Source organism: Streptomyces bobili, assembly GCF_002154575.1.
In the GTDB taxonomy this organism is placed as follows: domain Bacteria; phylum Actinomycetota; class Actinomycetes; order Streptomycetales; family Streptomycetaceae; genus Streptomyces; species Streptomyces bobili.
Genome location: NZ_MUBA01000049.1, coordinates 1 through 12416, shown reverse-complemented (window position 1 = coordinate 12416; position 12416 = coordinate 1). Strand labels below are relative to the sequence as shown.

At 70.7% G+C, this 12416-nt stretch carries 11 protein-coding genes and 1 pseudogene; 9 read left to right on the top strand and 3 right to left on the bottom strand.

Going from position 1 to position 12416, the window contains the following annotated elements; all coding sequences use genetic code 11:
- From BZL64_RS04510 to BZL64_RS04500, 3 genes and pseudogenes are all read right to left on the bottom strand, one after another.
- Positions 1–193, bottom strand: a pseudogene (locus BZL64_RS04510) (triphosphoribosyl-dephospho-CoA synthase); the annotation flags it as partial.
- Between the two features lie 10 nt (positions 194–203).
- A complete protein-coding gene (locus tag BZL64_RS04505; RefSeq protein WP_208639358.1) occupies positions 204–1172 on the bottom strand; it encodes an intradiol ring-cleavage dioxygenase in 969 nt (322 codons plus the stop codon).
- An 86-nt stretch (positions 1173–1258) separates the two neighbouring features.
- Entirely contained in the window at positions 1259–1711 is a 453-nt protein-coding gene (locus BZL64_RS04500; protein ID WP_086766382.1) for an ATP-binding protein, read from the bottom strand.
- A gap of 241 nt (positions 1712–1952) precedes the next feature.
- On the opposite strand from BZL64_RS04500, the gene BZL64_RS04495 reads away from it, so the two are divergent.
- From BZL64_RS04495 to BZL64_RS04455, 9 genes are all read left to right on the top strand, one after another.
- Positions 1953–2828 carry a hypothetical protein gene (locus BZL64_RS04495; RefSeq protein ID WP_086766380.1) on the top strand — a complete coding sequence of 292 codons (876 nt, stop codon included), beginning with the start codon at positions 1953–1955 and terminating at the stop codon, positions 2826–2828.
- Between the two features lie 153 nt (positions 2829–2981).
- A complete protein-coding gene (locus BZL64_RS04490) occupies positions 2982–3725 on the top strand; it encodes a YcnI family copper-binding membrane protein (protein WP_086766386.1) in 744 nt (247 codons plus the stop codon).
- An 82-nt stretch (positions 3726–3807) separates the two neighbouring features.
- The gene (locus BZL64_RS04485) at positions 3808–4461 is read left to right on the top strand and encodes an SCO family protein (protein WP_086766378.1); all 654 of its coding nucleotides are present in this window, start codon (positions 3808–3810) and stop codon (positions 4459–4461) included.
- Entirely contained in the window at positions 4458–4910 is a 453-nt protein-coding gene (locus BZL64_RS04480; protein WP_167396089.1) for a copper chaperone PCu(A)C, read from the top strand. The genes BZL64_RS04485 and BZL64_RS04480 overlap by 4 nt, the downstream gene beginning before the upstream one ends.
- Positions 4911–4923: 13 nt before the next feature.
- Positions 4924–7125, top strand: coding sequence for a copper resistance CopC/CopD family protein (locus tag BZL64_RS04475; RefSeq protein WP_086766376.1), 2202 nt, complete (start codon positions 4924–4926; stop codon positions 7123–7125).
- Between the two features lie 7 nt (positions 7126–7132).
- Positions 7133–8443, top strand: coding sequence for an iron uptake transporter deferrochelatase/peroxidase subunit (gene efeB / locus BZL64_RS04470; protein WP_086766374.1), 1311 nt, complete (start codon positions 7133–7135; stop codon positions 8441–8443).
- A 126-nt stretch (positions 8444–8569) separates the two neighbouring features.
- On the top strand, positions 8570–9502 hold the full coding sequence (gene pheA / locus BZL64_RS04465; protein WP_086766372.1) for a prephenate dehydratase: 933 nt from the start codon (positions 8570–8572) through the stop codon (positions 9500–9502).
- A 602-nt stretch (positions 9503–10104) separates the two neighbouring features.
- The gene (serS, locus tag BZL64_RS04460; protein ID WP_086766370.1) at positions 10105–11382 is read left to right on the top strand and encodes a serine--tRNA ligase; all 1278 of its coding nucleotides are present in this window, start codon (positions 10105–10107) and stop codon (positions 11380–11382) included.
- A complete protein-coding gene (locus BZL64_RS04455) occupies positions 11379–12194 on the top strand; it encodes an HAD family hydrolase (RefSeq protein ID WP_086766367.1) in 816 nt (271 codons plus the stop codon). Before serS ends, BZL64_RS04455 begins: the two co-directional genes overlap by 4 nt.
- The last annotated feature ends 222 nt before the right edge of the window (positions 12195–12416 follow it).

Below are 12416 nucleotides of genomic sequence, written 5' to 3'. Positions count from 1 at the left end.
CGGCGGCGGCCATCGCCGCGAGGCCGGGCGCCAGCGCCTTGGCCGACCAGCGCAGTCCGCGGTGGTCGCGGCGGGTGACGCGGGCGGCGAGATCGCGCGGGTCGGGCATGCCCGGCTTGGGCACCAGGGCCAGCTGCCCGGTCAGCGCGGCCACGGCTGCCCGCGCGAGCGTCTCGTCCTGACGGCTGGTCATCCCCGTACTCCTATGAGGAGGCCGAGGCCGTGGCCGTGGGCGCGCCGCTCGGCGGGGTTCCGGTGGGCGGAGTTCCGGTCGGTGCGTCTCCCGGAGGTGTGCCGCCACCGCCGCTGCCGGCGCCGCTGTTCTCCGCATCGGGGTCGACGCCGAGGGTCAGGGTGCCCTTGTACCCCCTGGACGGGTCGGCCTTCTTGACGGGCTTGAGGGTGAGCAGGCCGCCGGCGGCGCCACCACCGTCGTAGACCATGTCGTCGTCGAGCTTGGTGTAGGTGCCGGAGTGCTTGGCGTACGGCTCCAGCGTGAAGACCTCCTGGGCGATGTCGTCGGCGAAGAACAGCTGGCCGGTGTGGTTGACCTTGCCGCCCTCGTAGGTGCCGTCCTCCTTCTCACCGCCGGTGTGGACCTTGAGATGGATGTGGCAGGTACGGGGCGTGTACCAGCCGGGGAAGATCGTCTCGAACTTGACGACCCCGTTGGCGTTGGCGATCTGGTAGCCGCGCAGGTACGTGTTGTCGTCGGCGGTCGAGCCGTCCTCGCTCTCGGCCGGGGCCGAGCCGCCGGGGTCGGCGGTGGTGTAGCCGGAGTAGTAGCCCCAGGCGTCGCAGTGCCAGATCTCCACGGCGGCTCCGGGGACGGGGGTGCAGCCGTCGGTGGCGTCCACGACGGTCAGACGCAGGGTCAGCGGGACACCGCTCTTGCCCTCGGTGATGTCCTTGCGCACCAAGGCGCCGTCGAGGTAGTACGGCCCCTCGGTGACGCTCGACATGAGGGTCATGCAGGTGCCGGTGGCCGAGGACGCCGAAGCCGTGGCCGCCGTCCCCGTCGCCGTCCCCGTCGTCGCTTCCGTGCCTGTCGTCGTGTCGGCGAAGGCCGACCGGTAACCGGCGACGGCGAGGCCGCCCGCCGCGACCGTGCCACCGGTCACCGCCGGGGCGCGGCGCCGGGTGATGGACGTGTCTTTGTGGTTTCCCGTCATGGACACGAAAGGTAGGAACGCCACCCGTCAGGGGCGTGGGCGGAGACTGAGAAGCGGCTGTGAGTGCCGTCCGGGCCGCCGGTCCGTCAGACCGCCATCAGGGGGGCGTCCTCGCGCCACTTCAGGATCTTGTCGAAGCTCACCACGGCCCCACCGTGGCCCGGCTTGTTGCCGATGTGGACGTGGTCGGCGAGTTCCCGGATGAGATACAGGCCGCGACCCGCCTCGGCATCGGCGTGCGCGTGCGCGTGGGCGGGACATTCGGCCGTGAAGCCTGGGCCCGAGTCGGCGACCTCGATACTGCACTTCTCGCCGTCGAGGTAGGCGGTGACCCGGTAGGCCTCCGAACCACCGCCGGGCGCGGCGTTCATCCCGCCGTGCTCGACGGCGTTGGCGCAGGCCTCACTGAGGGCGACGGAGAGGTCGTACGAGATGTCGGGGTCGACCCCCGCCGTCTCCATGGTGCCGAGCAGCAGGCGCCGGGCCAGCGGCACGCTCGCGGCCTCGCGGCGCAGATGGAGTGACCACCAGATGCTCATGCTCCAGCCTCCAGGCCGCGGCTCGACATACCGATACGTATTGCCGCCCTGAACCGTAAGTAAGCGCGATTTCCACGTGACGCCGCCCATATGGGGGATGTGGGGGGTGCGGAAAACGGTGTATGCGTGACACAGGGGCATCAGTCATACCTGTCGTATCAGAAGGTGATCTTCGGAGCGGGCCGAATCCTGCGGCCCTGCCGTACGGCCGCTGGGGGGCCAGTGCGATGATGAGCCCGCCATGACTGACCCCCACCAGCGCACGGCGCGCTCCGGAGGCGCTCTCCGGCTGCTGCGGGCCGCGGTGTTCGCCGCGGTCTGTGTCGTGCTGGCCGGGGCGGGTCACACACTGGCCGCCTGCGCCGCCGTCCCCCTGTGGACGCTGGGCGCCGGATTCCTGGGGGCCGTCGCGGTCGTGGTGCCGTTCGCGGGACGCGAGCGCTCGCTGCCGGCCGTCGCGGCCCTGCTCGCCGTCGGACAGGCCGTCCTGCACACGCTGTTCGGCCTCGGACAGCACGCGTCGCCTACCGTCGCGACGACCACTGCCGCCGCCTCGGACGCCGCACTGGTCGAGCGGGCGGCACGGCTCGTGTGCGGAGCCGCCGCGGCGGCACTGAGCCCGGCGCAGGCCCAGAAGATCCTCATCGAGGCGCGGCTCCATCCGGCCGTCACCGGGACGGCGACCGGAACAGGGACGGGTACGGGTACGGGTGCTGATGCCGGTTCCGGCATGGGATCCATGCACCACCCGGCGGACGCTCTGGCCGGCACGGCGGGCTCGGCCATGTCGCTGCTGCCGTCCCTGCCGATGCTGCTCGGTCACGTCCTCGCGGCCGTCGCCACCGGATGGCTGCTGCGGCGCGGCGACTCGGCCCTGCTGCGGCTCATGGACCTGTCGGCACACGGCGTCGCCGAGACCGCCTGCGTACGGTCCCTGCGCGGGGCGCTCGCCCTGGTGCGCGCCCTCCTCGCCGGGCTGCCCGCCCTGCCGCAGTCGGGTCCGCGCGTTCCGCGCACCGCGCTGCTCCCCTCGCCCAGGCCATCCGCCGAGGCACTCCAGCACACGGTGATCAGGCGCGGCCCGCCGACCGCCGCCGCTCTCGTCCTTGCTGCCTGACACGACACGACCAGCACTCCACTTCACCCCTGGGGCGTGGCCGCCGTCGTGCGGCACGCGCGCGTGCACGCGTTTCCGCGTCCACGCCCGACCTCACCGTCGTATTTCACTCAGAGTGGAGTGCTCGCTGTCATGAAGCCTGTGAAGCCCGTCCTGAAGGCCTCTCGTCTCGCCGCCGCCGCTGCCGTCGCCGGTTCCGCCGTTCTTCTCCTGTGCTCGCCCGCCTTCGCGCACGTCAGTGTGCAGCCGGAGGGGACGGCCGCCAAGGGCGGCTACGCCGTCGTCAACTTCCGCGTTCCGAACGAGCGTGACAACGCCTCGACCACCCAGCTGGAGGTCAACTTCCCGGCCGACGCCCCGCTCTCCTCGGTGATGCCGCAGAAGGTCGACGGCTGGAAGATCACGGTCACCAAGAGCAAGCTGGCCAAGCCTCTGGAGGTGCACGGCCGGCAGATCTCCGAGGCCGTCTCCAAGGTGACCTGGACCGCCGAGGACAAGGGCATCGAGCCCGGCTTCATCCAGCAGTTCCCGGTCTCCTTGGGCGCCCTGCCCGAGAACGCCGACGACATGGTCTTCAAGGCGATCCAGACGTACTCCAACAAGGAGGTCGTGCGCTGGATCGAGGTGCAGAAGGAGGGCGCCGAGGAGCCGGAGAACCCGGCACCGGTCCTCGCCCTCTCCGCCGCGGACGACCACGCCCACGGCTCGTCCGCGGCGGCGTCGTCGGGCAAGTCCGGCGATTCCGAGCCGGCCGCCGCCACCACCGAGGCCTCCGACTCCTCCGACGACACCGACACCACCGCCCGGGTCCTGGGCGTCGTCGGCATCGCGGTCGGGGCCGCCGGCGTGGCCTACGGCGTGCTCGCCGGCCGCCGCAGGACCACCGACGCCTCCTGAGCCCTGCTCGTCCGCGGTGCGCACCGGGGGCCGCCCAAGCCCCCGGTGCGCACCGGAGTCAACACAACTGGGACATTTCTCCATGCGCAAGAAGACGTTCGCCGCGGCCGCGCTGCTCGCGGCGGCCACCCTCACCCTCTCCGCCTGCGGCAGCGACGGCGACTCGGGCTCCAGCCCCGTCGCGGCCGTCTCCGACGGCTCCTCGCAGCAGGCCGCGACCGTGCTCGACCAGCCCTTCACCAAGCCGGACCTGGTCCTGACCGACACCCGGGGCAAGTCCTACGACCTCCGCAAGGAGACCGCGGGCCACCCGACGCTCGTGTACTTCGGCTACACCCACTGCCCGGACGTCTGCCCGCTGACGATGAACAACGTCGCCGTCGCGAAGAAGCAGCTGTCCAAGGCGGATCAGGACGCGCTGCGCGTCGTGTTCGTCACCACCGACCCGGGCCGCGACACCCCGGCCGCACTCGGCGCCTGGCTCAAGGGCATCGACTCCCAGGTGGTGGGCCTGACCGGTGACTTCGCGACCATCCAGAAGGGCGCCCGAAGCCTCGGCATCTCCATCGAGCCGCCGCACAAGGACAAGAACGGCAAGATCGTGTCCACCCACGGCACCCAGGTCGTCGCCTTCTCCCCGAAGACCGACGCCGGTTACCTCCTCTACGGTGAGGATGCCCAGGTCGACGACTACATCAAGGACCTGCCCAAGATCATCAAGGGGCAGAACCCGTGAGACGGTCCACCGCGGCCTGTGCCGCCGCGCTGACCGGTGCCCTCGTCCTCGCGGGCTGCGGCTCCGGCGACTCGGCCGCCGAACTGTCCGTCAGCGCCGCCTACATGCCACAGCCGGTCTCCGACTCCATGGCCGCGGGCTTCCTGACGATCACCAACAAGGGCGGTACGAAGGACGAGCTGACCTCCGTCACCAGCGAGGTCGCGGGCAGCGTCAGCGTCCACGAGACCGTCGGCGGTGCCATGCAGGAGGTCGACTCCCTGGACGTACCGGCGGGCGGCCGGCTCCAGCTGGCCAGCGGAGGGAACCACCTGATGTTCGAAAACCTGAAACGGAAGCCGCTACAGGGCGAGAAGGTGGCCGTGGAACTGCACTTCGCCGACTCCGGGACCATCGCGGTCGAGATGCCGGTGGAATCCGCCACCTACACCCCGCACTCCGGAAACTGAGGGAAGGACCGCCTTGCCCACGACCATCGCCCCCAGAATCCGGACGCTGGTGCTGCTGTTCCTGGCCGTCACCGGCGCGCTCATCGCCGGCACCGGACAGGCCTCCGCGCACGCCGCGCTGACCGGCAGCGACCCCGCACAGGGGACGGTGGTCGACAAGGCCCCCACCCAGGTCTCACTGACCTTCTCCGAACAGGTCTCCACGGGCGCCGACGCGGTCCGCGTGCTCGACCCCAAGGGCAAGCGCGTCGACACCGGCGAGCCGTCCGCCGTCGGCGGCACCACCTACTCCGTCCCGCTGCACTCGGGGCTGCCGGACGGCACGTACACGGTGACCTACCAGGTGGTGTCCGCCGACAGCCATCCCGTCGCCGGCGCCTACACCTTCTCCATCGGCGCCCCCTCGGCGACCAGCGTCTCGGCGAGCACGCGAGAGGCCGGCGACGGAGCCGTCGGCGGGCTGTACGGGTTCGGGCGGTACATGTCGTACGCCGGGTTCATCGTCATGGTCGGGGGCGCCGCCTTCGTCCTGGGCTGCTGGCCGGCCGGCACCGGGGTGCGGGCCCTGCAGCGGCTCGTCATCTCCGGCTGGCTCGCGCTCACCTCGGCCACCCTCTTCCTGCTGCTCCTGCGCGGCTCCTACACCGGGTCGGGCAAGCTCGGCGACATCTTCGACCTCGAACTGCTCGGGCAGGTCCTCCAGACCAAGACGGGCGCCGCGCTCGTCTCCCGGCTGCTGCTGCTCGCCGCGGCCGCGTTGTTCATCGCCGTGCTCTTCGGCGCCTACGACAAGCGCGAGGGAGAGGAGAAGCGGGACCTCACCTTCGGGCTCGCCATCGGCGGGACCGTCGTGGCGGCCGGGCTCGCGGCGAGCTGGGCGATGGCCGAGCACGCCTCCACCGGGCTCCAGCCGGGCATCGCCATGCCGGTGGACATCGTCCACCTGGTGGCCGTCGCCACCTGGCTCGGCGGGCTGTGCGCGCTCCTCGTGGCGCTGTACCGGGGCGACACCCCGGTGGGGTTGCCGGCCGTGCGCCGGTTCTCACAGGTCGCCTTCGGCAGTGTCGTCGCCCTCGTCGTGACCGGCGTCTACCAGTCGTGGCGCCAGCTCGGCTCCTGGTCGGCCTTCACCGAGACGCGCTACGGGCAGCTCCTCATCATCAAGATCGGGCTGGTGGCGCTGCTGGTCGGCATCGCCTGGACCTCACGGCGGTGGACGAACCGGCTGGGGGAGACGGCAGGTGGGAAGCCTGCGGGGACGGAAACGACCGGGACGGAAACGGCAGGGACGGAAACGGCAGGGACGGAAGCGACGGGAGCTGCCGAGGCTGAGGCAGTGGCAACGGCGGGTGGGCGGAAGTCGCCCACCGCGGGGAAGGCGTCCGCCGCTGCGAAGACGCGGACGGCGCAGGCATCTGCCACGGTCACGGAACCGGAGCCGGAGCCGGAGAAGGAGCCGGAGAAGGAGGAGACCGGGGAAACCGGGGAAACCGGGGACGGTTCCGGATCCGGTTCGGGGCCCGAGTCCCGCTCAGGGGCCGGGTCCGAGTCGGGGTCCGATTCGGAGTCAGGGTCCGGGTCGGACTCAGGGTCCGGGTCGAGGTCGGGATCAGTTTCCGGTTCCGGCGACGCCAAGCGGGCCGCCCAGCTCGCGCGGCAGCGGGCCGCCATGGATGCGACACGGCAGAAGCGGGTGCGTGACGCCGATCCCCAGCGGCTCGGGCTGCGCCGCTCGGTGCTGGCCGAGGCGGGCATCGCCGTCGTCCTGCTCGCCGTTACGACGGCGCTGACCTCCACCGAGCCGGGCCGCACGGAACAGGACACCAAGGCGGCTACGGCGGCCTCCTCGGCCTCCGCCTCGGAGGGCACCTCGGGGGCCGTGACCCTGGACATGTCCTTCGACACCGGCGGCACGGACGGCAAGGGTGTCGTCAGCGTCGACATCGACCCCGCACGGACCGGCGCCAACGAGATGCACGTCTATGTGACCCGGCCCAACGGGCGTGCCTTCGACATTCCCGAGGTGAAGGTCGCCTTCACCCTCGAAGCGCAGAAGATCGGGCCGCTTCCCGTGACCCCCGACCACATCACCACCGGCCACTGGTCGGCGAACGGAGTGCAGATCCCCATGGCCGGCGAATGGCAGATCGCCGTGACCGTGCGGACCTCCGACATCGACCAGGTGACCGTCTCCAAGAACGCGCAGATCGGCTGACCCACCCATGTCTGACCAGACCCTTCCGCAGGCCCCGGAGACATCCGGGAAATCCCTGTCCCCCCAGACACCCCAGGCGGGCCTGACACGGCGCAAGCTGCTCGGTACCGCCGGGGCCACCGGGCTCGTGGTGGGCGCCGCGGGCGGGGTCGCCGGTTACGCGGCGGCGCCCGAGCAGGCCACCCCGCTGTCCTCGATCGGGTCCGGCCAGGAGATGTTCCACGTGAAACATCAGCCGGGCATCACCCAAGGACTCCAGGCGCGCGGCCATCTCGTCGCCTTCGACCTCGCGGCCGGCGCGGGCCGTAAGGAAGCCGCGGCACTCCTCCGCCGCTGGTCGGAGACGGCCCGGCGGCTGATGGCGGGCGAGGCCGCGAAGGACGACGACACGGACGTGGCGCGGGACGCGGGCCCCTCCTCGCTGACGGTCACCTTCGGCTTCGGCCACAGCTTCTTCGCCCGCACCGGGCTGGAGAAGCAGCGCCCGGTCTCCCTGGACCCACTGCCCGACTTCTCCTCCGACCAGCTCGACATGTCCCGCAGCAACGGCGACCTGTGGGTGCAGATCGGCGCGAACGACGCTCTGGTGGCCTTCCACGCCCTGCGCGCGATCCAGAAGGACGTGGGCAGGGCGGCCAAGGTCCGCTGGCAGATGAACGGCTTCAACCGCACGCCGGGTGCGACCGCCCACCCCATGACGGCCAGGAACCTGATGGGTCAGATCGACGGCACCCGCAACCCGAAGCCGGCGGAGGCCGACTTCGCCAAGCGCATCTTCGTGCCGGAGTCGGGGGCGGATTCCGGGTCAGGGCCGGGGTCGAACGACCCGGCGTGGATGGCCAACGGCTCCTACGCCGTCGTACGCCGGATCCGCATGCTCCTCGACGACTGGGAGCAGTTGTCGGCCCACGCCAAGGAGCAGGTCATCGGGCGGCGCAAGTCCGACGGGGCGCCGCTGACCGGGGGTACCGAGACGGCCGAGATGGACCTGGAGAAGACCGACGCGAACGGCGATCTGGTCGTCCCGATCAACGCCCACGCCCGGATCACGCGCCCCGACCAGAACGGCGGCGCGGCGATGCTGCGCCGGCCCTTCTCCTACCACGACGGCATCGACGCCGACGGGGTGCCGGACGCGGGCCTGCTGTTCGTCTGCTGGCAGGCCGATCCGCTGCGCGGCTTCGTCACCGTGCAGCGCAAGCTGGACCGCGGGGACGCGCTGTCGAAGTACATCCGCCACGAGTCGAGCGGCCTGTTCGCGGTACCGGGCGGAGCGGCGGAGGGTGAGTACGTGGGGCAGCGGTTGCTGGAGGGGTGAGACACGCGAGGAATGAGACACGCGAGGGTTGAGACACGCCGGGCGCGGGTCACGCCGGTTCACTCGCGTGAGGGGTGCCTGTGAGACGTGCGCTCCTCGTTTCGCAAGGCCCATTAGGGTGAGGTCATGCCAGCGAGCTATGCGTATCTCGGCCCTGAGGGCACCTTCACGGAGGTCGCCCTGCGCACGCTTCCGGAGGCCGCCACCCGGCAGCTGATCCCGTACGTGTCCGTGCAGTCCGCCCTCGACGCGGTCCGCACCGGCGAGGCCGAGGCCGCGTTCGTGCCGATCGAGAACTCGGTCGAGGGCGGGATCACCGCGACCCTCGACGAGCTGGTCGCGGGCACCCCGCTGATGATCTACCGCGAGGTGCTGCTGTCGATCACCTTCGCGCTGCTGGTCAGGCCGGGCACAAAGCTGTCCGACGTCAAGACGGTCTCGGCCCACCCGGCCGCACAGCCGCAAGTGCGCAACTGGCTCAAGGCCAATCTCCCGGACGCCGTGTGGGAGTCGGCCGCCTCCAACGCGGACGCCGCACGCCTGGTCCAGGAGGGCCGTTACGACGCCGCCTTCGCGGGCGAGTTCGCAGCCGCCCGGTACGGCCTCGAAGCGCTGGAGACCGAGATCCACGACGCGGAGAACGCGCAGACACGCTTCGTGCTGGTGGGCCGCCCGGCCCGGCCCGCCGCGCCGACCGGCGCCGACAAGACGTCCGTGGTGCTGTGGCAGCGCGACGACCATCCCGGTGGGCTGCGTGACCTGCTGGGCGAGTTCGCCACCCGTGGCATCAACCTCATGGTGCTCCAGTCGCGGCCGACCGGCGCCGGCATCGGCAACTACTGCTTCTGCATCGACGCGGCCGGGCATATCTCGGAGCGCCGGATGGCCGAGGCGCTCATGGGACTGAAGCGCATCTGTCGTGATGTGCGTTTCCTCGGTTCGTATCCGCGTGCGGACGTGACCGCGGCGCAGGTGCGGACGCCCCTGCCGGGGACCTCGGAGGATGAGTTCATGGCGGCGGCGGAATGGGTCACGCGCTGCCAGGACGGCCGGTTCTAGAAGGCGCCCGGCTTGCGCCGACCTGTCGCACGCGTGACGGGCTTCTTACGCGCGCCTTTCAGCCGGTCCTACCTGCATATCTTCGTTGTCCACAGGAGTTATCCACAGGCTGGCATCTCGACCTGGGGACAAGTCGACACGGAAGCGGCACCCGGTCGACAAATCGCCCTACAGCACCCCACTCGGATCTCGACGCTCCGGGTCACTCTTCGTCCACCTGTTTCCTTCGATCAATCCTTTAGGGCGACCCATTTCCACACGAAAGTGAGTGCAGGAGGGGTTTGGCCAAGGAATTCGCCCCACCGGAGAGCCCGCCCGGAATGATCGATTCCGATATCCACAGATCTTTCGCACAGCCTGTGGATAACTTTCCCGACTGGCGGATTCCTGTGGACAACCCGCCCCCCCAAGTGCCGCTCCGCACAAGGAAATCGAGTCAACACGCTGCCGCGAAGCCGCCCCGCCCAGCGAGCCGGACGATGTTCATTGACGCGGCGAACCAGCCTGCGGACACATAGGGCAATTCACTCATAGTGGTCCGTAAGACGTGTCTCGCAATAGTGAGTCGTGAGCCGTCACCACGCACCGGTAGCCTTGACCACGTGATTGACCTTCGCCTGCTCCGTGAGGACCCCGACCGTGTGCGCGCGTCCCAGCGCGCCCGTGGAGAGGACGTCGCGCTCGTCGACTCTCTCCTGTCCGCCGACGAGCGGCGCAGGTCGTCCGGCGTCCGCTTCGACGAGCTGCGTGCCGAGCAGCGATCTCTCGGCAAGCTCATCCCCAAAGCCTCCGCGGACGAGAAGGCCGAGCTGCTGAAGAAGGCGAGCCAGCTCGCCGCCGACGTGAAGGTGGCCGACGCCGAGCGCGACGCCGCCGACACCGAGACCCGGGAACTGCTGCTCCAGCTCGGCAACCTCGTCCACCCCGACGTGCCCGTCGGCGGCGAGGAGGACTTCGTCACGCTGGAGACGCACGGCGACATCCGTGACTTCGGCGCCGAGGGCTTCGAGCCCAAGGACCACCTGGAACTCGGCCAGCTGCTCGGCGCCATCGACGTCGAGCGCGGCGCGAAGGTCTCCGGCTCGCGGTTCTACTTCCTCACCGGCATCGGCGCCCTGCTGGAGCTGGCCCTGGTGAACGCCGCGATCGCCCAGGCCACGGCGGCCGGCTTCACGCCGATGCTGACCCCGGCCCTGGTCCGCCCCCAGTCCATGGCGGGCACCGGCTTCCTCGGCCAGGCGGCCCAGGACGTCTACCACCTCGAGAAGGACGACCTCTACCTCGTCGGCACCTCCGAGGTCGCCCTCGCCGCGTACCACATGGACGAGATCATCGACGCGGACCGTCTGCCGCTGCGCTACGCGGGCTTCTCCCCCTGCTTCCGCCGCGAGGCCGGTTCGCACGGCAAGGACACCAAGGGCATCTTCCGCGTCCACCAGTTCGACAAGGTGGAGATGTTCACCTACGTCACTCCCGAGGAGTCACAGGCCGAGCACCAGCGCCTGCTCGAGTGGGAGAAGCAGTGGCTGACCTCGCTGGAGCTGCCGTTCCGCGTGATCGACGTCGCCACCGGTGACCTCGGCTCCTCGGCTGCCCGCAAGTTCGACTGCGAGGCCTGGATCCCGACCCAGGGCAAGTACCGCGAGCTGACGTCGACCTCGGACTGCACCGAGTACCAGTCCCGCCGGCTGTCGATCCGCGTCCGCGAGGGCAAGCAGGTCCGCCCGCTGGCCACTCTCAACGGCACGCTGTGCGCCGTACCGCGCACCATCGTGGCGATCCTGGAGAACCACCAGCAGGCCGACGGCTCCGTGCGCGTGCCCGAGGTGCTGCAGCCCTACCTCGGCGGGCGAGAAGTCCTGGAGCCGGTGGCCAAGTGAGCGAGGCCGCCGCCCCGGTCTTTCCGTACCGGCTGATCGCGACCGACCTCGACGGGACGCTGCTGCGTTCCGACGAGTCGGTCTCCCAGCGCACCCGTGACGCCCTCGCCGCGGCCACCGCGGCGGGCACGGCCCACATCGTGGTGACCGGCCGCGGCGTCCCGTGGACCCGGCACATCCTCGACGACCTCGGCTACGAGGGTCTCGCGGTCTGCGGTCAGGGCGCCCAGGTCTACGACGTCGGCGCGCATCGCCTGCTGACCTCGGTGACACTGGACCGGCAGCTGGCCGCGGTGGCACTGGCCAAGATCGAGGCGGAGGTCGGTCCGCTGTACCTTGCGGCGAGCCGGGACGGACTGGAGGGAGAGGTGCTGGTCGGTCCGGGTTACTCGGTCACCGGCAGGCTCCCCTCGACTCCGTTCACCGATGCGTCGGACCTGTGGTCGGCCCCGCTGAACAAGATCTACATCCAGCATCCCGAGCTGTCGGACGACGAGCTGGCCGAGGCGGCCCGCCAGGCCGCGGGCGGCTTCGTCACGGTCGCCATGGCCGGAGCGGGAATCGTAGAACTGCTCCCCCTCGGCCTGTCCAAGGCCACCGGCCTCTCCCTGGCTGCCCGCCGCCTGGGCCTGAAGGCCGCCGACACGATCGCCTTCGGCGACATGCCCAACGACATCCCCATGTTCGCCTGGTCCGCCAAGAGCGTGGCCATGGCCAACGCCCACCCAGACCTGAAAGCAGTAGCCGACGAACTGACCACCTCCAACGAGGAGGACGGCATCGCGGTAGTACTGGAGAGACTGCTGGGCTAACCCTCCCGACCGGGTCCCCACAGGGCACCCGGCAGGGAAGGCTCCCGCGGCACGGGACGGCTGGGCCGCGGCACGCGGCACGCGGCACGCGGCACGCGGCACGCGGCACGCGGCACGCGGCACGCGGCACAACGATCGCCGCGGCGATCGAAGGCGCCCGGTATCGCCGCAGGCGATCAGGGGCGCGGGGAACTGCGCGCCCAGCCACAACGCACCCGCACC